Raw genomic sequence first — 20067 nt, forward strand, 5'->3', positions numbered from 1 at the left:
GGGCGATTCAGCGCGCGGGGCTGGAGAAGAGAATGGCGGCGCTGGCGACGATAAGCTCCGGCCTCAGCTGCGGACGTTTGCTCGGCCCGCCGCTGGCGGCGCTGATGCTCAGCGTCAGCCCGGTGGCGCCGCTCTGGCTGATGGCGATCGCGCCGTTAATCGCGCTGCTGCTGGTGCTTCGCGAAGCCGCAGACCCGCCGCTGCCGCCGGTCGCACACCAGGCGACCCGGCTGCAGGCCTCGATGCTGCCGTTCCTGCTGCTGGCGCTGCTGCTGGCGGCGCTGGTCAGCCTGATGCAGCTTGGCCTGTCACCGCATCTTAGCCCTCTGCTGGGGGGCAACGCCCGGGAGATCAGCCATCATGTTGCGCTTCTGCTGAGCCTGGCCGCGCTGGCCACGCTCGCGGCGCAGTTTCTGGTGGTCCGCCCGCAGCATTTCACTCCGGTGACGTTGCTCTGCATCGCGGCGGTGCTGATGGTCGCAGGGCTTGGGCTGATGACCGTCGCCGGTTTAACGCTGTTCTACGTGGGAATTGTTATCACTTCACTCGGGGCGGCGATGGCCACGCCGGGCTACCAGCTTCTGCTGAACGACAGGCTGACCACCGGGAAAGGGGCGGGCGTCATCGCCACCAGCCACACGTTAGGCTACGGCGTCAGCGCGCTGCTGGTGCCTGTGGTGACGCGCTTTTACGGCGAGCAGTTTTTGACGCTGGCCGCATGGGGAATGGCAGTGCTGTTTTTAGCGTTGAGCATAGGGGTACGGTCAACCGAGCGGACCCCTTCTGAAAAGCCTTAATGGATCTGGCGGGAGGAATGGCCGCCAGACTCCTCATTTTGCCGCAGACGCTGCAGGGGATCCTGCTGATAAAACTGGCAGAAACGCTGCCACAGCGCCGGGAAACGGGGCGCGAAGAGCTCGGGCGCGCTGAAGAAATACTCCGAGAGCACCGCAAAGCACTCGGCCGGGTCGGTTGCCGCATAGGCGTCAATGCTGGCCGCGCTTTCGCCGACCAGGTCTATCTCATCCTGGATATTCTCCATCGCCGCATGCAGGTCGTGCTCCCATCCGGCCACTTCACGAAGCGGGATAAGAGGGACACCGCTGGCGCGATCGCCGTTGCGGGTGTCCAGCTTGTGCGCCACTTCATGGATAACCAGATTAAAACCGGACGCATCGAACGAGTCCTGAATGTCGAGCCAGTTGAGGATAATCGGCCCCTGCTGCCAGCTTTGTCCGGACTGCACCACGCGCTGGTTGTGCACCAGCCCGATGTCATCTTCCCACTCGTCATCGACGATAAAGGGGGCCGGATAGATCAGCACTTCGTGGAAGCCATCCAGCCACTCGATACCCAATTCCAGCACCGGCAGACAGAAAAGCAGGGCGATGCGCGCGTTTTTCAGGGGATCGAGTTCGAAACCCTGCAGTGGAACCAGGCGTTTTTGCTGTAAAAAACGATCCGCCAGCTGAACCAGTTTCGCTTGTTCATCCGGGTTTAGGTTAGCCAGAACCGGGATCGTCAGCGCGTCATCCCATGGCAGCGCCATATCCCGGCCTGCTTCATTTGTTTTCCAGGGCCACTTTATCATCGCTTTGCTCGCAAACTCGTCACTTGAACAAAAATGGGAAAGTCAGGTTCGGTTAAGATGCCAGAAAATCGCTCACTGCGACAATTCCAGCCTGAATAAACTATCATTCGTACGTAGCGGTGGGTAGCGGTTTACGGGCATCACCTTCATTTTGTGAAGTCTGTCGTAGCGTGAATCCACAGGTTTAGTGAAGAAATCAGTGCGGTATTGAAAAGATGAGCGATTTCAAAGGTAACAAGCAGAACCTGCCCAGCCGGGCGTGCGCGCACTGCCAGCGGCCCATGACGTGGCGCAAAAAATGGGCGAAATGCTGGGATGAGGTTAAATACTGTTCGGAGCGCTGTCGCAGGAGCCACCGTTGACCGAACTGCGCCTGATCCTGGGCGATCAGCTTAATCCGCACCACAGCTGGTTTGATGCCTGTAATCCAAATGTCGTTTACGTGATGCTGGAGCTGCGGGCAGAAACCGCGTACGTGCTTCATCACGCCCAGAAAGTGATCGCCATTTTTGCCGCCATGCGCGCGTTTGCCTCTGCGTTAAAAGAGAAGGGGCATCGGGTGAGGTATGTCCGGCTTTCTGACGGCTCAAACCGCGGCGCGCTGGAAGACAATCTCAACGCGCTGGTCGTGCATTACGGCGCCGACAGGGTGATATGGCAGGAGCCCGACGAATGGCGCCTGGATACGCAGCTGCAGGCGTGGGCGAAAGCGGCGTCCGTCGAAACGGCCTGCGTCAGCAGCGAGCATTTCTTCACCACCCGTGGACAGGTGAGGGCGTTCTTTGCGACGCGCAAAAGCTGGCGAATGGAGTACTTTTACCGGGAAATGCGTCGTCAGCACGGCATACTGTTAACCACAGAAGGCGAGCCGGAAGGGGGAAAATGGAATTTCGATGCTGAAAACCGCAAACGCTGGTCCGGCGAGCCGCCCGCGCCGGAGGACGCGCGTCCCAGCCACGATTATTCAGCCTTATGGGCGGAGATCCAACGCTGCGGCGTAAACACCTTCGGCGAACCGCAGGCCGGGAATTTTCGCTGGCCGCTCAATCGTTCGGAAGCCAAAGCAAGGCTGGATGAATTTATCGCTCACGTGCTCCCCCAGTTCGGCGCCTGGCAGGACGCGATGCACGCGGAGGAGCCTTTTCTTTTCCACTCGTTAATTTCATTCGCGCTGAATACCAAAATGCTTAATCCGCGGGAAGTGGTGGCAGCCGCCGAGCAGGCATGGCGTTCGGGCCATGCGCCGCTGCCAGCCGTTGAAGGGTTTATTCGACAAATTCTCGGCTGGCGGGAATACGTGCGCGGGATTTACTGGTCGCAGATGCCGGGCTATCGGGAACTGAATGCCTTAGACCAGCACGCCCCGCTGCCGGACTGGTTCTGGACCGGCAGGACGCAGATGCGCTGCCTGGCGCATGCCGTTGGACAGTCGCTCACCGAGGCTTACGCCCACCATATCCAGCGCCTGATGGTCATCGGAAACTTTAGCCTGCTCAGCGGCCTGTCGCCGCAGGCGGTTCATGAATGGTATCTGGGGGTCTATATTGATGCCTTTGAATGGGTGGAGCTGCCCAATACCCTCGGCATGAGCCAGTTTGGCGATGGCGGATTGCTGGCCAGTAAACCCTACGTCTCGAGCGCGTCGTATATTCATAAGATGAGTAACTACTGTCAGGGGTGCCGGTATCAACATAACCAGCGTACCGGAGAGCTGGCGTGCCCCTTCAATGCCCTTTACTGGGATTTCTTTGCGCGCAACCAGGCGCGTCTGGGTAACAATCCCCGCCTGGGCATTGTCTTTAAACAGCTTGCGGACATGAAGGAAGAGGAGCGGCAGGCCATTGCCGATCGCGCCGGGTATATTCGCCTGCATCTCAACGAGCTCTGACGTATTTCAACACCGCGCCGGTTGCGGTGGGTCAATAAGACGCTATTATTTTTGACTTTGTTGCGTATTCCCTGACAGGACATCCAGACGCTATGCCCGTGAATTTTGACCTTAACGATCTTTATGCTTTCAGAGCGTTAGTGGAATACGGTAACTTCCGTGTCGCTGCTGAATCTATCTGCTTATCCCAGTCGGCGCTGAGCCGCCGGATTGAAAAGCTGGAAGCCGCGCTGGGAAACCGGCTGTTTGACCGTACCACTCGCCGCGTGGCCTTAACGCTATACGGGCAAAACTTTGCTGAACGCTCCGCGCAGCTGCTCGACAACGTTGAGTCAATGCTGGCGGATGTCGATAAGGTCAGCGAAGAGCGGACGGGACTGATCACGGTTGCTACGGTCCCTTCCGCGGCCTGTTACTTTATGCCCGATGTGATCCGTCGCTTTCAGTCTCGCTATCCGCGCGTTCGCATTAAGCTCATCGACAGCAGCGCGGGGAATGTGATTGACGCCGTGGCCCGAAGCCAGGCGGATTTTGGCATCAGCTTCGCAGGAAACCTGCCGTCCGAAATCGAATTTTTCCCGCTGGTGGAGGATGTCTATGTTGCGGCGTGCCGAAAGGATCACCCGCTGGCGCAGAAGAGTCATCTGACGTGGCAGGCCTTTTACCAGCAGGATTATATCTCCCTCGATAAAACGTCAGGTAACCGTAACCTGCTCGATCGGATGCTGGGGGATATCGTTCCCGAACGCCCCAGCGTCTGCGAAACGCGCCACGTTACCACCATGCTCGGTATGGTAGAGGCGGGGATCGGCATTGCTGCCGTTCCCGCCATGTCGATGCCGACGTCAGAGCACACGCTGCTGACGCATCTGCCGCTGGTGGCGCCGGAAGTGAAACGCACCGTGGGGCTTATCCGGCGCCGGGGGCGCATCCAGTCCTACATTGCGGCTGAACTGGAAAAGCAGATCACCGAGCAGTATCGCCGGACGTAACGGGGATCATCCCCGTCTTCTGGATGACGGCCCTGGAGGGCGGTGAGGCGAGATAGGTCAGCAGCGCTTTCCCCTCCGCGGGATGTTCTGCGTGACGGGTGACCGCACCCGCGAAGCGCGTGATGTACTGCAGATTATCCGGGATTTTTCCGATAAAGGTGACGCCCTGAACCGGCAGCAGCTCGCTCACCTGCTGGAAACCGACGGCGTATTTTCCTTTCGCCACTTCTGAGGCGACCGGGATACGCTCGACCATTGTCGCTTTACCTGCCACCTCTTTTTCAATCCCCATTTTTTTGAACAACGTCTGGCTGACATACCTGCCGCTGGCGCTGTCAGAGTAGGCGATGGAGCTGGCCTGCAGCAGCGTTTTACGCAGAGCCGCCTCGCTGCTGATATCAGGGACATCCGCCCCTTTTTTCACCACCATGCCGACGGGGGAGTCCGCGAGTTCGGTTCGCGAACCCGGCTGGGTCTGGCCGGCTTTTTCGAGCTTCTCCAGCGCATCGCCCACCATAATCACCACGTCGGCTTTCTCGCCGCGCGCCAGTCGGTTTGGGATCGCCTGCGGCGTAGCGCCCATTGAGGGGCCGGGGATAATCACGATTTTATCCCCGGTCTGTCGTTCATAGTCCGGGGCCAGCTTTTCCAGGGCGGCCTTGAAGCCGCCTGAAATCATGACCTTCACGTCCTGAGCACAGGCATTCACGCTCAGGAGCGTCAGCACCAGCGCGCTGGCGGTAAAGCGATAGGTGCGTTTCATACTGCCCCCTGTGACTTGACGGTGTTTTGCAGCGATACCGCGCGGCGGCGGTAGAGGTAGAGCGTGGCCAGCAGGGCACACACGGCGGCGAAACTCATCCAGTAGCCAGGCGAGGCTTTGTCACCGGTGTATTCGATCAGCGCGGTGGACATTACCGGGGTAAAGCCGCCAAAGACCGCCGTTGCCAGGCTGTAAGCCAGAGAGAACCCCGCCACGCGCACTTCAGCAGGCATAATCTCCGTCAGGGCCGGGATCATCGCGCCGTTATACAGGCCGTAGAGGAAGGAGAGCCACAGCAGCACGCTCAGCATCATGGAGAAGCTGGGGGCGCTCGCCAGCAGCGTCAGCGCAGGGTAGCTGGTCGCCAGCGCCAGCAGGGCCATGGCAATCAGCACCGGCTTGCGCCCGAAGCGATCCGACAGCGCGCCGCCCACCGGCAGCCAGATGAAGTTAGAAATCGCCACCAGCAGCGTGACCAGCAGGCTGTCCGAGGCGCTGAGCATCAGCACCTTTTTGCCAAAGGTGGGGGCGTAGACGGTGATCAGGTAGAACGCGGTGGTGGTCATCGCCACCATCAGCATGCCTGCGACCACCACCTGCCAGTTGCCAAGCAGCGTTTTAAAGACCTGGCGCATCTCGAGATGATGGCGGCGCGCGCTGAACTCTTCCGTCTCCTCCAGCTTGCGGCGCAGGAAAAAGATAAACGGCACGATTAAACAGCCGAACAGGAACGGGATGCGCCAGCCCCATTCGCGAATGGCGCTGTCCTCCATCAGGGCATTCAGGGCAAAGCCCATCGCCGCGGCGACCATAATGGCGACCTGCTGGCTGCCGGACTGCCAGCTGGTGTAAAACCCTTTGCGGCCCGGCGTGGCGATTTCAGCCAGATAAACCGAGACGCCTCCAAGCTCCGCACCGGCGGAAAAGCCCTGCAGCAGACGGCCCGTCAGCACCAGCAGCGGCGCCCACAGACCGATGCTTTGATAAGAGGGGATAAGCACGATCAGGAACGTCCCCGCCGCCATGATGGAAAGCGTGACGATTAGCCCCTTTCTGCGCCCCACCTTGTCGATATACGCGCCAAGCACGATGGCGCCTATTGGACGCATCAAGAAGCCCGCGCCGAAGACGGCGAAGGTCATCATCAGCGACGCAAATTCACTGCTCGCCGGGAAGAACGTGTGGGCGATGTAGGTGGCATAGAAGCCGAACAGAAAGAAATCGAACTGCTCAAGAAAGTTGCCGGACGTCACGCGGAGTATGGCGCCCGCTTTCGAGCGTACGGTTGCAGGTGAGGTTGAGGAAAACATGGTTATCTCCAGTTTATTGTTGACGTTTTACGCGTCTGTTTTTGAAAACTGGATCAGGATGAGGAAATAGATAAGCGCAAATGCCGCATCGGCTGATGCACGTTTTGCATGAATAGCCTTCGCGAGATAAATACAATTAATGACAACAATAACTTAACAATTAATTGATTTTTTATTCACCACTTTTTGCTAAGTGGCTGATATCACGGTTTTGTGACATGACGCAGGAGCATGTCTGTCTGCGACTGCCGGGCAGCGTTGCTGCCACCCGGCCTGTCTCAACCTAGCGCTGTGAACAACCCGCACACTGTTTGTTCTGGATCTGCTGGAAGAAATCGTTGCCTTTGTCATCCACCAGGATAAACGCCGGGAAGTTCTCGACTTCAATTTTCCAGATGGCTTCCATTCCCAGCTCCGGATACGCGACGCATTCCAGGCTCTTAATGCTGTTTTGCGCCAATACCGCTGCCGGGCCGCCAATGCTGCCCAGGTAGAAACCGCCGTGCTTATGGCAGGCGTCCGTCACCTGCTGGCTGCGGTTGCCTTTTGCCAGCATAATCATGCTCGCGCCGTGGGATTGCAGTAAGTCCACATACGAGTCCATACGGCCCGCCGTGGTCGGGCCGAGCGAGCCAGACGCGTAGCCTTCCGGCGTTTTGGCCGGGCCTGCGTAGTAGATCGGATGGTCTTTAACGTACTGCGGCAGTTCTTCACCGTTGTCGAGCAGCTCTTTCAGCTTCGCGTGGGCAATATCGCGCGCCACGATGATGGTCCCGTTCAGCGACAGGCGGGTAGAAACCGGGTGCGCGGAAAGCTGCGCCAGGATCTCATTCATCGGCTTGTCCAGATTGATGCTCACCACGTCGCCTTCCCCCTGCTGGCGCAGTGATTCAGGAATATACTGGCCCGGGTTGTGTTCCAGCTTCTCAATCCAGATCCCGTCGCGGTTGATTTTCGCTTTGATGTTGCGGTCTGCGGAGCAGGAGACGCCCATGCCGATTGGGCAAGAGGCGCCGTGGCGCGGCAGGCGGATCACGCGGATATCGTGGGCGAAGTATTTACCGCCGAACTGCGCGCCGAGGCCAAGGTTCTGCGCTTCCTGGAGCAGTTCCTGTTCGAGCTGAACGTCGCGGAACGCCTGGCCGTGTTCATTACCTTCCGTCGGCAGCGCGTCGTAGTAGCGCGTGGAGGCGAGCTTCACGGTTTTCAGCGTGGCTTCCGCTGACGTACCGCCAATCACAAATGCGATATGGTAAGGCGGGCAGGCCGCAGTGCCCAGGGTGCGCATCTTCTCAACCAGGTAGTTTTTCAGCTTCGCCGGGGTGATCAGCGCTTTGGTTTCCTGATAGAGGTAGGTTTTGTTGGCAGAACCGCCGCCTTTTGCCATGCACAGGAATTTGTATTCGTCCCCGTCCACGCTGTAGAGATCGATCTGCGCGGGCAGGTTGGTGCCGGTATTCACCTCTTTATACATGTCCAGCGCCGCATTCTGCGAATAGCGCAGGTTATCTTCAATGTAGGTGTTATACACGCCCTGGCTCAGCGCCGCTTCGTCACCGCCGCCGGTCCAGACGCGCTGGCCTTTTTTACCCATGATGATCGCGGTGCCGGTATCCTGGCAGGTTGGCAGCACGCCTTTGGCCGCGATTTCAGAGTTACGCAGGAACTGCAGGGCAACGTATTTGTCGTTCTGGCTGGCCTCCGGGTCGTTCAGGATCGCGGCAACCTGCTTCTGATGGGAAGGACGCAGCATAAACGCGGCATCGTGGAAGGCCTGCTGCGCCAGCAGGGTCAGGGCTTCCGGCTCCACTTTCAGCACTTCCTGACCGTCGAATTCGGCAACGGAAACGTGCTCTTTGGTCAGCAGGTAGTATTCGGTGTCGTCATGGGAAAGAGGGAAGGGGTTCTGGTAGATAAACGGTTTGTTTGACATAGCGTATTGCTCCACAAAAATAAAACCGCCGGATGAGAAGTCCGGCGGTCAGGAATTAGAACATCATGGACATCCACGGATAGCCAATCAGCAGCAGGGCCGCCAGGAAGATGGCACCGAAGATGGTGCCGAGGCGCCAGTAGTCTTTGGTTGGCAGGTAGCCGCTACCGTAGTAAATCGGGCTTGGGCCAGTACCGTACGGGGTGATGATCCCCATCACGCCCAGCGAGGTCACCATCAGCAGAACGAACACTTCCATATTCATGCCCGGAATGGTGGAGGCGATGGTCAGCATCGCCGGCAGCAGCGCCGTGGTGTGCGCGGTGGTGCTGGCAAACAGGTAGTGCAGCAGGTAGAACGCCAGCAGCAGGACGATGGTCGCTACGCCCGGAGAGATACCGCTCATCAGCAGGCCGCCTTCTTTACCTAACCAGCTGATAAAGCCGGTGGAGGAGAGGCCATCCGCCAGTGCCACCAGGGTGGCGAACCAGACGAAGGTGTTCCATGCGGCCTTGTTACCGGTGATATCGTTCCACTCCAGCACGCCGGTCCACAGCATCAGACCGACGATAAGCAGGGCCGCCATGGCAGGCTCAATCCACGCGGCGGCGAAGATCCACATCAGCAGCGCACAGCACACGAACACCAGCAGCAGAATTTCGTTGCGGGACAGTTTGCCGAGTTTTTCCAGCTCGCGGGTCGCCCACAGCGGCACTTCGTTATTCACTTTGACTTCAGGTGGGTAGAACCAGTAGGCCAGCAGCGGCATGGTCAGAATCAGCAGGATACCCAGCGGCAGGAAGGCGAGGAACCAGGTGCCCCAGGAGATATCAATCCCAACCGTACTTTTCACCAGCGCCAGGGCCAGCAGGTTTGGCGCGAGGGCGGAGAGGAACATTGAGCTGGTGATACAGGCCGCGGTGATCGCCACCCACATCAGGTACGAACCAATCTTACGCGCGCTTGGGTCGTTGGGTTTTGAACCGTACAGCGGCGGCAGGTTAGCGATAATCGGGTAGATGGTTCCGCCGCTGCGCGCGGTGTTGGACGGGGTGAACGGTGCCAGCAGCAGGTCAGCAAACGTAATTGCGTAACCGAGCGTGAGGCTGCGACGGCCGAGGTACTTCACCAGAATCAGCGCCAGACGGCGGCCGAAGCGGGTTTTGTCATAGCCTGCGGCGAACATAAAGGCACCGAAAATCAGCCAGACGGTAGAGTTACCAAACCCGCTCACCGCCCACTTAAAGGAGGCGCCCGCCATCTTGAATTTCGGATCAGCCAGCTGATCGGGGCTGAACAGCACCCACTGGCTGCACAGGGCAATGGCGACCACGCCTGTCAGGCCGATCACCGCACCCGGCAGCGGTTCGAAGATCAGACCGACGATCACGCCGACAAAAATGGCGAAGTAGTGCCATGCGTAAGGCGGCAAGCCTTCAGGAACGGGAACAAACAGCAGCAGTACGGCGACGATGACGGGTAGCGCCATCATCAGCAATCGTTTTGCGTTTCCATTTGATGCCTGGTTCGCCACAGGGGGCGTTACAGCAGTTTTTGTATTCATAGTTTCACGTCTTAAGTTGTCAAAAATTCGGTCGCACTGAAAAAACACTTTCTTAAGTTTCTTTGCTTTTTTTAGTTATTAAAGGTGCTTTCGTGTTTTTTCAGTAATAGCGATTTAACGCGTTTTTGTGTGCGCTAAATTAAAAAATGATGATGTTTTTATATTGCGCTTTTGAATGCCATAACTATTGATCGCGATCAAAAAAATAGAATTGCAGCGTTATTTTTATGCTTTTATTAATAACCACTCTGGCGTATGTGGTTATTGCCTGTTTTTCGCGTATTTTTTATCATTTTTTTAACAGGTTAGATTTTGGTGTGTTTGTAATTCGTTGTTTTTATTTATTATTTTCTCGCTTTGGTGAATTGGTTTTACCATTAATCATTTAACGAATTTTAAATTATTGTGAATGGCTGAATTACAATCGCTAACACCAATGTGTTATTTGTGTTATCGAAGGGATTAAATAGTTTTTTAACTAACGTAATAACTTTAGAAACTAAAAAAATCATTATATTAATATCATGACATCGGCAAATAACGACGAAATAAAAAATCAATCCGATAACGAATTCTTAATTTTTAAAAGTTTGGAGTTTCTATTATGAGCACTAACGAACGCATTCTTAGCCCCTTCACATTACCGAATGGTACTGAACTGAAAAACCGTTTGTTAATGGCCCCTATGACAACCTGTACCGGCTATTTTGACGGCACCGTCACCAGCGAGCTGGTGGAGTACTATCGGGCCCGTTCCGGCAGCATTGGCACCATCATTGTGGAGTGTTGCTTCGTCGACGATCTCGGTCTCGCCTTCCCGGGGGCCATCGGTATTGATAATGATGAGAAAATTGCCGGGCTGGCGAAAATCGCGGAGGCCATTAAATCCAAAGGTTCTAAGGCGCTGCTGCAGATCTACCACGGCGGCCGCATGGTCGACCCAAAACTGATTGGTGGCCGTACCCCGGTTGGCCCGAGCGCCGTAGCCGCGCCGCGTGAAGGTGCCGCAACGCCGGTTGCTCTGACCGCTGAAGAAGTGGAAGGCATGATCGGCAAGTTTGGTGAGGCGGTGCGTCGCGCCATCCAGGCCGGTTTCGACGGCGTGGAAATCCACGGGGCGAACACCTATCTGATTCAGCAGTTCTACTCACCGAATTCAAACCAGCGCGACGACGAGTGGGGCGGCAGCCGCGATAACCGCGCGAAGTTCCCGCTGGCCGTGCTGGACATTACCCACAAAATGGTGCGCCAGTACGCGGACGACGCGTTTATTATTGGCTACCGCTTCTCCCCTGAAGAGATGGAAGTCCCGGGCATCCGCTTTGACGACACCATGTACCTGCTGGAAAAACTGGCGGCGCGCGGCGTGGACTATCTGCACTTCTCCGTCGGCGCGACCCTGCGTCCTTCTATTGTCGACACCCAGGATCCCACCCCGCTTATCGAAAAATACTGCGCGATGCGTTCTGAAACGCTGGCGCAGGTTCCGGTCATGGGCGTGGGCGGCGTGGTGAATGCTTCTGATGTGAATGAAGCGCTGGACCACGGTTACGACCTGATTGCCGTGGGTCGTGCGACCATTGCGTACCCTGACTGGACCGATCGCATTGCAGCGGGCGAAAGCCTTGAGCTGTTTATGGACAGCACCCAGCGCGAGGCGCTGAACATTCCTGAACCGCTGTGGCGCTTCTCACTGGTAGAAGCGATGATCCGCGACATGAGCATGGGCGAATCCAAATTCAAACCGGGTACCTTTGCTGAGAAAGTGCAGGATGACGCTAACGAGCTGGTGATCAACGTCAGCCTGGAGACCGACCGCATTGCGGACATCGAGCTGGCCTCCGGCCCGAGCGAAGACGTTGAGTTTGTGACCAGCTTTGAAGAGATCCGTACCCGCATTCTGGATGCCAACACCCCGCACGTGGATGCCATCACCGGCGCCACCAGCCAGAGCGAGGCGGTGAAGAAAGCGGTCTCGAAAGCGATGCTGAAATCCAGCAAAGCGCTGGCCGCGGAAGAGGGCGTTGATCCGAACGAAACCCGCAGCGTGGACGTGGTCGTTGTGGGCAGCGGCGGCGCCGGTCTGGCGGCAGCGATCCAGGCTCACGACGAAGGCGCGAGCGTGCTGATTGTCGAGAAAATGCCGACTATCGGCGGGAACACCATTAAAGCCTCTGCCGGTATGAACGCCGCCGAAACCCGCTTCCAGCGCGTGAAGGGCATTCAGGACAGCAAAGAGCTGTTCTATCAGGAAAGCCTGAAAGGCGGCGGCAACAAGAACAACCCGGAACTGCTGCGTCGCTTCGTCGAAAACGCGCCGCAGGCAATTGAGTGGCTGGCAACGCGCGGCATCATGCTGAACGACATCACCACCACCGGAGGGATGAGCATCGACCGTACTCACCGTCCAAAAGACGGTTCAGCAGTAGGCGGCTATCTGATCAGCGGCCTGGTGCGTAACGTCAACAAACGCAACATCGAGGTGATGCTGGATACCTCCGTTAGCGACATCATCTTCGAGAACGGCGAAGTGACCGGCGTATGTCTGACCACCGAAGAGAACGAAACCGTCACCGTGGCAACCAAAAGCGTGATTGTCGCCACCGGCGGCTTCAGCGCCAACAGCCAGATGGTGGTGAAATACCGTCCGGATCTGGAAGGGTTCGTCACCACCAACCACAAAGGGGCAACCGGCGGCGGTATCGCGCTGCTGGAGCGCATCGGGGCGGGTACCGTGGATATGGGCGAAATTCAAATTCACCCAACCGTTGAGCAGAACACCTCGTACCTGATTTCCGAATCCATTCGCGGCGGCGGGGCGATTCTGGTCAATCAGAAAGGGGAGCGCTTCTATAACGAAATGTCGACCCGCGATAAGGTCTCGGCATCAATCATCGCGCTGCCGGAGAAATACGCTTACATCGTCTTTGACGAGCACGTACGTGCCAAAAACAAAGCCGCGGATGAGTACATCGCCAAAGGTTTCGTGACCAGCGCCAGCTCGCCAAAAGCTCTGGCGGAAGCGCTCGGTATGGATCACCACGCTTTCCTGGCGACCCTGGAACGTTACAACGGTTTCGTTGAGAAACAGCACGATGACGATTTTGGTCGTACCACCGCGCTGCGCGCGCCTATCAACGAAGGGCCGTTCTACGCCATTCAGATTGCGCCGGGCGTGCACCACACCATGGGCGGCGTGACCATCAACACCGAAACCTGCGTGCTGGACAGCAACCACAACGTGCTGCCAGGCGCGTTTGCGGCCGGTGAAGTGGTTGGCGGGATCCACGGTGCTAACCGTATCGGCGGTAACGCAGTGGCAGATATCATTATTTTTGGTACGCTTGCAGGACATCAGGCGGCTATGCGTTCGAAAAAGCAGTAAGACCCCTGTGTTGTAGGCCGGATACGCGCAGCGCTATCCGGCATTTTCCCCGGCGGCACGGTGCCTGCCGGGGCTACATCTGAGGACTCATGCTATGCCTGATAGCCATCGCGTTTACAGCTACTCCGCCGTCCTGATGGGCTCGCCCATTCTCCTGAAACTCTTCTCCCACGACGAAGCCCTCGCGTCCCGCGTGTTTCGCCTGATCAAACAGTATGAAGATCTGCTTACGGTTAACCGCGCGCACTCGCAGGTGATGGACATTAACCATGCGGCGGGTCAGCATCCGGTTACCGTCAGCCGGTCGGTTTTTGAGCTGATCCGCTGTGCAAAAGCGGCAAGCCTGTTCAGGGACAGCGCCTTTAATCTGGCGATAGGTCCGCTGGTGAAGCGCTGGAAAATTGGCTTTCAGGGGGACAGCGTTCCGCCTGCCGATGAAATCGCGTCGCTCCTGGCGATAACCCGCCCAGAGGATGTTCTCCTTGATGAGGCCAGCAGCAGCGTGTTTCTGACCAGAGCGGGGATGGAGATCGATTTGGGGGCCATTGCCAAAGGCTATATCGCCGACAGGGTGCGTGATTACCTGCATAAAGAGGGCGCCGAGCTGGGGCTTATCAACCTCGGTGGAAACATTCAGACGTTAGGCTCACCGGAAGGGGGCTGGAGCGTGGGGCTGAAAAAACCGTTCGCCGGTGACGCGCTGATCGGCACGATGACCGTAGAGAACCTCTCCGTCGTGACGTCGGGAACGTACGAGCGCTACTTTGAGCAAAACGGCAAGCGCTATCACCATATTCTCGATCCGCGCACCGGGTATCCGCTGGACAACGAGCTGGACAGCGTGACGATTGTTTCGAAGGACTCCATCGACGGCGATATCTGGACCACGCTGATGTACGGCATGGGGGTAGAGAAGGGCTGTGCTGCGCTGCGCTCTCGCCCCGATATTGAAGCGATTTTTGTGACCAAAACAAAAGAAGTGGTGTTCTCTTCAGCACACCACTTCCGTTTTACACTGCTGGATAACGACTACCGCGTTACTGACAGTATTGCTTGAGCAGGCCGGTCTGCTCCGGCTGGAGACGGTAGCGATACACCGGACGCCCGGTGGCACCGTAGTGAATGCTGGTGAACAGAATGTTGATTTGCGCGAGCCAAATCAGGTATTTGCGACAGGACACGCGGGAAATATTGACGGCGTTTGCCAGGTCATCGGTAGAAAATTCCGTCTCCGGGTGAGCGTCAATCCACTGGCAAATCGTGCGCAGCGTTTGCGGCGTTAACCCCTTCGGCAGCTTTTTACTGTCCGCCAGTTCCGGCGCCCCGCCGTGGATCAGCCGGTCGACGTCGGCCTGTTCATAATACTGGTGCGAACCCATCAGGCTATGCTTTGCCTTCCAGCCGTTCAGCGCCTCTTCAAAGCGCGGGAACTGGAACGGCTTGATCAGATAATCCACCACGCCGTAGTGAATGGAGGTCTGGATCGTGGCGGCGTCGGCAGCCGACGAGATCATAATCACATCGATTGGGCGACCGGATGCGCGAATCACGGGCAGCAGATCCAGCCCGTTATCCTGCTGCATATAGACATCCAGCAGCACCAGATCGACAGGCTGCCCGGGGTTATTAATGATGGCCTCGGCCTGGTTTAGCGTGGAGGCGACGCCGCAGCAGCTAAAACCTTCAACACGGTTGACATACAGACGGTTGAGGTCGGCTACCATGGCGTCATCATCGACAATTAATACATTTATCACGCGATATTCCTCTCGCTATCCCAGGGGATGTGAACAAAAAATTGGGTAAATACGCCTGGCTCAGACTCGACGGTGATATCGCCGCCGAGGTTCTGAATTTGCTGGCGAGCAAGGAACAGCCCAACGCCGCGGTTTTCACCTTTTGTTGAGAAGCCCTTTGTAAAAATAGCCTCCAGCTGAGCGGGATCAATGCCGGGGCCATCGTCGCTGACTTCGCAGCTGAGCCAGCCGTTCTGATAATGCAGCAGCAGGCCGATCTCACCTTCCTGCTGTCCTTCCATCGCGTCGAGCGCGTTTTCAATGAGGTTACCCAGCACGGTGATCAGCACCGCGACCTGCTCTTCGCTCGCGGTATCCGGTATCTGGCATTCATCCGCCAGCGTCAGGGTGACGCCCGCTTCTTTCGCCCGATTGATTTTACCCAGCAGGAACCCGGCAATAACCGGGGATTTTACCTTGCTCTGTATCGTACCGATATCCGTCTGGTAATTATGTGCCGTCTGGATGATGTACTCTTCCAGCTTGTCGTAGCGCTTCATGTGCAGCAGGCCCAGGATCACATGCAGTTTATTCATAAACTCGTGCGTATGGCTGCGCAGGGCGTCGACGTAGTTAACCATGCCATCAATACGCTGCATCAGCTGGCTGATTTCCGTTTTATCACGGAAGGTGGTAATGGCGCCGATCACCCGATCCTGACTTTTAACGGGCACCATGTTGCAGAGCAATAGACGCCCGTTACAGCTGATCTCCTGATCCTGACGCGCGACGCCCGTCTTTGAAACTTCGCGCAGGCTGGCCAGCAGGGGCGCGCTGGCGTTTTCGGTCTGCTTGCCGGATGGGAGAAGCAATATTTCTCTGGCGGTCTGGTTGATCATCGTCACGCGCCCGTGAATATCGACGGCCAGTACCCCCTCGCGAAGCGACTGCAGCATTGCCTGACGCTGTTCGAACAAGGCGGAAATTTCGTAAGGTTCGAGCCCGAACAGGATGCGTTTCAGTACCCGCACCAGACCCCAAATCGCCATCGAGCTCATAAAAATACTGAACAAAATGGTCCAGACGGCGTTTAGCCGCCCGCGGGCAATCTGATCTTCCACTTTTTTGAGGGAGATACCGACCACCACCACGCCGATCTGGTCGTGCTGGCTGTCGTAAACGGGAGTGAAGACGCGAAGCGCTTCCGCGAGGGCGCCACGGTTTACGGAGACATTCTCTTTACCTTCCAGCGCAGGCTCCAGGTCGTTACCTATAAAGTGCAGGCCGATGAGGGCTTCGTTCGGGTGCGAGTAGCGAATCCCCCGCATGTCGGTCACCACGGTGAGCAGCAGATCGTTGCGTTGGGTGACGGCTTTGGCGATGGGCTGAATGATATCCGCCTGCGGTGGCTGCATCAGGCCGCGCTGGATCTCCGGGCTGTTGGCCAGCGTTCTGGCGATACCCAGAGCCGTATCTTTAACATCATCGCGGGTCGCCCGGGTGATTTGCACGGAGTAGAGCGCAAAAACCACCAGCAGCACAGAGGCAATAATCGCGCATACCATCAGCGTGACCAGGGTGTTCAGCTTCATGGGGCGCTTGCGCGTCGTAAGGAAAGGCTGCAAATCGCTCATCAACACTCCGCGATGATTAAGAAAGGGGTAATTATCGCCGATGACGCGCTTTTCTTAAAGCCATGTAAAGGCGTGGATTTGGTCCTCTTTTCGTGACCCTCCTCGCAGGTCATCTATATAAAACACTTTATAGTGTGTGGGTACTCATAATAAGGAGGCTGTTTATGAGCGTTATGCTTACCGGTTCGGTCAAGGAAAGACGGCACGCCAGCACGATGAATATTGATAGATTGTCCACGCTGGACATGCTGAAAGTCATTCACCAGGATGATGCACTCATTTCTGCTGCGATTACCCCCTGTTTAGATACTATTGCCCGCGTGGTCGACAACGCTGCCGCGACGATCAGCCACGGCGGTCGCCTGATCGTTGTTGGCGCGGGGCCGTCGGGGCGCATTGCGCAACAGGTTGCCGATGAATATGCGCCGGGCAAAACCCCTGTGATGGCCGTTACGGCACAAGAAGGGGAAGGGAGCTACGAGCGCGGCGTTGCCGATCTGCAGGCCATCAAGTTTGGTGAACGCGATATGATGCTGGCCGTGACCGTCAGCGGAAAAACGCCGTGGGTCTGGGGGGCAATGCGCCATGCGTGGTCGCTGGGTTCACCGGTCGCCGTTGTTACCGGTGATGCGCAAAGCGAAGCCGCGCAGCTGGCAAGCATGGTTATCGCTCCGGAGCTGGGGGCCGACGTCGTCGCAGGCTATATCAACACCAAAGCGGGGATCGCGCAAAAAATGATCCTCTCGATGATTGCCACCGGGCTGGCCGTCCGAACCGGACGGGTTTACAGCAACCTGCGCGTGGATCTTGAGGCAAGCGCGACCAAATGGGCTGAACGGCAAATCGCCATTGTGATGGAAGCGGGGGGATGCAGCCGGACGGAGGCAAAAACTGCGCTGGAGAGCTGTAACCATAACTGTAAAACGGCGGTATTGATGGTGCTGACAGGTTTGGATGCCTGGAAAGCCCATGAGCTGCTGGCGCAGAATAACGGTTTTATCCGCGTGGCGCTGCAGGAAGCACCGTAGTAGAGATAGTGAAGAAATAAAAAAGGCCGCAATTGCGGCCTTTGGTATTTTGGGGAATTAGAACTGGTAGGTCATGCCTACGCCAACGATGTCATCAGTTGAGATGCCATTGGCTTCGTAGAAGCTTTCATCGTTGTCCAGCAGGTTGATTTTATAATCAACGTAAGTCGAGAAGTTTTTGTTAAAGCTGTAGGTCATACCGACATCGACATAATTCACCAGATCCTGATCAACATAGTCGTAACTATTACCTGGGTTGTAATCATTGCCGCCAATGTCTTTACCTTTGGAGTAAACCCATGCCAGAGACGGACGCAGGCCGAAGTCGAACTGGTACTGCGCTACGGCTTCAAAGTTCTGAGTCTGGTTGGCGATACCAAAATTACCATACGGCGTCATGTTGCGGGTTTCCGCATACATCATGGCCAGGTAAACACCCTGCGCATCATATTTTGCGCCAATGGTCCAGGCTTCAGCGCGTTCGCCCCCTGCATATGGGCTGTAGCGGTTGTAGTTACCTGCACCGTATGCAACCTGTTTGTTCGTGCGGTCGGAAGATGAATATGCCGCACCCAGGCTCAGACCGAAGTCAAAATCATAGGTGGTAGACATGCCGAAGCCGTCGCCGTTCTGGAAACGAACATCATCATGGCCGTTTTTCGTGCCTTCCTGATCTTCTGTTGCATCCTGACCTTCATTCGCACCCTGATACTGCAGCGCGAAATTCAGACCCTCAGCCAGACCGAAGAAATCCTGGTTACGATAGGTTGCCAGACCGTTAGCACGACCGTTCATAAAGTTATCGGTCCAGGTGTAAGAGTCACCGCCAAATACAGGCAGCATATCGGTCCAGGCTTCAACGTCGTACACGACGCCGTAATTACGGCCATAATCAAATGAACCGTATTCGCCATATTTCAGACCAGCATATGCCAGGCGGTTAAATGATTTGTCACCCGCGCCTTCGGTATCGTTAGCGAAGGTTTTGTATTCCCACTGACCGTAGCCGATCAGGTCGTTAGCGATCTGGGTTTCGCCTTTGAAACCAATCTGTACATAGGTTTCGTCGCCGTCGTCGCCAGCGTTGTCAGAGAAGGTGTGGCGCGCATCGACTTTGCCGTACAGGTCAACTTTGTTGCCGTTTTTGTTGTACATTTCAGCCGCATTGGCTGCGCCTGCCATTAATAACGCGGGTACCACAATTGCCAAAACTTTTCTTTTCATTATATATTCCCTTCAGTCATAATTTATATGAATATATGTAATCACCCTCCGCAATTACAGGCTTGATACTATTCCAGGAAGTGTAATTTAGTTTCAAAAATAAATGTAATTAAATCCTATGAAATATTGCCAAATATTTCTGGTAATCTCTTTATTTTTCTGGTGAATTAATTCATTGAATTTATACGGTGTAATTATTATTAAGTATTTCGTGGTTCTATTTTTAGATTGATTTAATTCGGCTATGTTATAATTGAGTCTCTTTTAAACAACAGGATATGACGATGGAATTTGCCCGGTGGCAGCAGCGATTTGAGCGCTGGCTTGAGGAAAACCACAGCACCGACGATACCGCACATGATATTTCGCATTTTCGTCGGGTCTGGATGACGGCGCAAAAAATCATGGATCGCCAGGCGGTGGAGCCGCTGGTGATCCTGACCGCATGCTATTTCCACGATATTGTCAGCCTGCCGAAAAACCATCCCGAACGCAGCCAGTCGTCACGGCTCGCCGCACTTAAAACGTGTGACATTCTGCGCCGCGACTTCCCGGACTTTCCACCAGAGCATATCGCCGCCGTCGCGCACGCGATTGAGGCGCACAGCTTCAGCGCCGGGATTGCGCCGCAGAGCATGGAAGCCAAAATCGTGCAGGACGCTGACCGGCTGGAAGCGTTAGGCGCTATCGGCCTGGCGCGGGTTTTTGCCGTCTCGGGCGCGCTGGGCGTGCCGCTTTTTGATGCAGACGATCCCTTTGCCGATGCGCGTATCCTTGACGACCGTGCGTTTGCCCTCGACCATTTTCAGACCAAGCTGCTGCGATTGCCTGATACAATGCAAACGGAAATGGGCCGCGAGCTGGCTCGCCACAATGCCGATTTCCTGATCCAGTTTATGGCGAAACTCAGTGCCGAATTACACGGCGACTGCATCGGGCTGGATAGCCAGGTGTTGAGCCGCTTCCGTCGCAGTTTGCGCAACTGAACTGTGGTAATCTGTTCCCAGTCTTTACTCTCC

At 56.3% G+C, this 20067-nt stretch carries 16 protein-coding genes; 8 read left to right on the top strand and 8 right to left on the bottom strand.

All coding sequences use genetic code 11. The features are described from left to right. Positions 1–797 (top strand): MFS transporter (locus NUX24_RS03320; protein WP_257830011.1); only part of this gene is annotated, 797 nt, incomplete at its 5' end. On the opposite strand, the gene mtfA is transcribed toward NUX24_RS03320, so the two are convergent. Beyond that, a complete protein-coding gene (mtfA, locus tag NUX24_RS03325) occupies positions 794–1591 on the bottom strand; it encodes a DgsA anti-repressor MtfA (RefSeq protein ID WP_047652404.1) in 798 nt (265 codons plus the stop codon). The genes NUX24_RS03320 and mtfA overlap by 4 nt on opposite strands. Positions 1592–1806: 215 nt before the next feature. On the opposite strand from mtfA, the gene NUX24_RS03330 reads away from it, so the two are divergent. From NUX24_RS03330 to NUX24_RS03340, 3 genes are all read left to right on the top strand, one after another. Then, the gene (locus NUX24_RS03330; RefSeq protein ID WP_071789391.1) at positions 1807–1953 is read left to right on the top strand and encodes a DUF2256 domain-containing protein; all 147 of its coding nucleotides are present in this window, start codon (positions 1807–1809) and stop codon (positions 1951–1953) included. Then, a complete protein-coding gene (locus NUX24_RS03335) occupies positions 1950–3479 on the top strand; it encodes a cryptochrome/photolyase family protein (protein WP_257830015.1) in 1530 nt (509 codons plus the stop codon). Before NUX24_RS03330 ends, NUX24_RS03335 begins: the two co-directional genes overlap by 4 nt. 92 nt (positions 3480–3571) lie before the next feature. Next, positions 3572–4471, top strand: coding sequence for a LysR family transcriptional regulator (locus NUX24_RS03340; protein WP_047652402.1), 900 nt, complete (start codon positions 3572–3574; stop codon positions 4469–4471). Here NUX24_RS03340 and NUX24_RS03345 read toward each other — a convergent pair. The 4 genes from NUX24_RS03345 to NUX24_RS03360 form a co-directional block, all read right to left on the bottom strand. Then, on the bottom strand, positions 4446–5234 hold the full coding sequence (locus NUX24_RS03345) for a substrate-binding domain-containing protein (RefSeq protein ID WP_257830016.1): 789 nt from the start codon (positions 5232–5234) through the stop codon (positions 4446–4448). The two genes, NUX24_RS03340 and NUX24_RS03345, sit on opposite strands and share 26 nt — an antisense overlap. Further along, the gene (locus NUX24_RS03350; protein WP_257830017.1) at positions 5231–6544 is read right to left on the bottom strand and encodes an MFS transporter; all 1314 of its coding nucleotides are present in this window, start codon (positions 6542–6544) and stop codon (positions 5231–5233) included. Before NUX24_RS03350 ends, NUX24_RS03345 begins: the two co-directional genes overlap by 4 nt. 283 nt (positions 6545–6827) lie before the next feature. Continuing rightward, positions 6828–8477, bottom strand: coding sequence for a class I fumarate hydratase FumA (gene fumA / locus NUX24_RS03355; RefSeq protein WP_126330248.1), 1650 nt, complete (start codon positions 8475–8477; stop codon positions 6828–6830). A gap of 55 nt (positions 8478–8532) precedes the next feature. Beyond that, positions 8533–10041, bottom strand: coding sequence for an anion permease (locus NUX24_RS03360; RefSeq protein ID WP_257830018.1), 1509 nt, complete (start codon positions 10039–10041; stop codon positions 8533–8535). A gap of 604 nt (positions 10042–10645) precedes the next feature. On the opposite strand from NUX24_RS03360, the gene NUX24_RS03365 reads away from it, so the two are divergent. Further along, positions 10646–13426 carry a flavocytochrome c gene (locus NUX24_RS03365; RefSeq protein ID WP_257830019.1) on the top strand — a complete coding sequence of 927 codons (2781 nt, stop codon included), beginning with the start codon at positions 10646–10648 and terminating at the stop codon, positions 13424–13426. A 94-nt stretch (positions 13427–13520) separates the two neighbouring features. Beyond that, the gene (locus NUX24_RS03370; protein WP_257830020.1) at positions 13521–14483 is read left to right on the top strand and encodes an FAD:protein FMN transferase; all 963 of its coding nucleotides are present in this window, start codon (positions 13521–13523) and stop codon (positions 14481–14483) included. Here the strand turns inward: NUX24_RS03370 and dcuR are convergent. After that, positions 14464–15183, bottom strand: coding sequence for a two-component system response regulator DcuR (gene dcuR / locus NUX24_RS03375; protein WP_032658686.1), 720 nt, complete (start codon positions 15181–15183; stop codon positions 14464–14466). The two genes, NUX24_RS03370 and dcuR, sit on opposite strands and share 20 nt — an antisense overlap. Further along, complete coding sequence (locus NUX24_RS03380; protein ID WP_029742130.1) at positions 15180–16796, bottom strand: sensor histidine kinase; 1617 nt, start codon at positions 16794–16796, stop codon at positions 15180–15182. Before NUX24_RS03380 ends, dcuR begins: the two co-directional genes overlap by 4 nt. Before the next feature lie 164 nt (positions 16797–16960). Here NUX24_RS03380 and NUX24_RS03385 point away from each other — a divergent pair, with 164 nt between their 5' ends. Then, a complete protein-coding gene (locus tag NUX24_RS03385) occupies positions 16961–17824 on the top strand; it encodes an N-acetylmuramic acid 6-phosphate etherase (protein ID WP_257830021.1) in 864 nt (287 codons plus the stop codon). A 57-nt stretch (positions 17825–17881) separates the two neighbouring features. Here the strand turns inward: NUX24_RS03385 and ompC are convergent, their stop codons facing one another. After that, positions 17882–19048 carry a porin OmpC gene (gene ompC, locus NUX24_RS03390; protein ID WP_214576533.1) on the bottom strand — a complete coding sequence of 389 codons (1167 nt, stop codon included), beginning with the start codon at positions 19046–19048 and terminating at the stop codon, positions 17882–17884. A gap of 284 nt (positions 19049–19332) precedes the next feature. Here ompC and NUX24_RS03395 point away from each other — a divergent pair, with 284 nt between their 5' ends. Beyond that, positions 19333–20034: a phosphohydrolase gene (locus tag NUX24_RS03395; RefSeq protein WP_257830022.1), complete on the top strand. Its 702-nt coding sequence runs from the start codon at positions 19333–19335 to the stop codon at positions 20032–20034. Positions 20035–20067 lie beyond the last annotated feature (33 nt).

Origin of the sequence: Enterobacter sp. HG048 (genome assembly GCF_024702055.1) — a bacterium.
Classification (GTDB): Bacteria; Pseudomonadota; Gammaproteobacteria; order Enterobacterales; family Enterobacteriaceae; genus Enterobacter; species Enterobacter dykesii.

What these genes read in the sequence shown, in the direction of transcription:
- mtfA (WP_047652404.1), bottom strand. Translation starts at nt 1,591, where the DNA reads ATGATAAAGTGGCCCTGGAAAACAAATGAAGCAGGCCGGGATATGGCG.
- NUX24_RS03330 (WP_071789391.1), top strand. Translation starts at nt 1,807, where the DNA reads ATGAGCGATTTCAAAGGTAACAAGCAGAACCTGCCCAGCCGGGCGTGC.
- NUX24_RS03340 (WP_047652402.1), top strand. Translation starts at nt 3,572, where the DNA reads ATGCCCGTGAATTTTGACCTTAACGATCTTTATGCTTTCAGAGCGTTA.
- NUX24_RS03345 (WP_257830016.1), bottom strand. Translation starts at nt 5,234, where the DNA reads ATGAAACGCACCTATCGCTTTACCGCCAGCGCGCTGGTGCTGACGCTC.
- NUX24_RS03350 (WP_257830017.1), bottom strand. Translation starts at nt 6,544, where the DNA reads ATGTTTTCCTCAACCTCACCTGCAACCGTACGCTCGAAAGCGGGCGCC.
- fumA (WP_126330248.1), bottom strand. Translation starts at nt 8,477, where the DNA reads ATGTCAAACAAACCGTTTATCTACCAGAACCCCTTCCCTCTTTCCCAT.
- NUX24_RS03360 (WP_257830018.1), bottom strand. Translation starts at nt 10,041, where the DNA reads ATGAATACAAAAACTGCTGTAACGCCCCCTGTGGCGAACCAGGCATCA.
- NUX24_RS03365 (WP_257830019.1), top strand. Translation starts at nt 10,646, where the DNA reads ATGAGCACTAACGAACGCATTCTTAGCCCCTTCACATTACCGAATGGT.
- NUX24_RS03370 (WP_257830020.1), top strand. Translation starts at nt 13,521, where the DNA reads ATGCCTGATAGCCATCGCGTTTACAGCTACTCCGCCGTCCTGATGGGC.
- NUX24_RS03380 (WP_029742130.1), bottom strand. Translation starts at nt 16,796, where the DNA reads ATGAGCGATTTGCAGCCTTTCCTTACGACGCGCAAGCGCCCCATGAAG.
- NUX24_RS03385 (WP_257830021.1), top strand. Translation starts at nt 16,961, where the DNA reads ATGAGCGTTATGCTTACCGGTTCGGTCAAGGAAAGACGGCACGCCAGC.
- ompC (WP_214576533.1), bottom strand. Translation starts at nt 19,048, where the DNA reads ATGAAAAGAAAAGTTTTGGCAATTGTGGTACCCGCGTTATTAATGGCA.
- NUX24_RS03395 (WP_257830022.1), top strand. Translation starts at nt 19,333, where the DNA reads ATGGAATTTGCCCGGTGGCAGCAGCGATTTGAGCGCTGGCTTGAGGAA.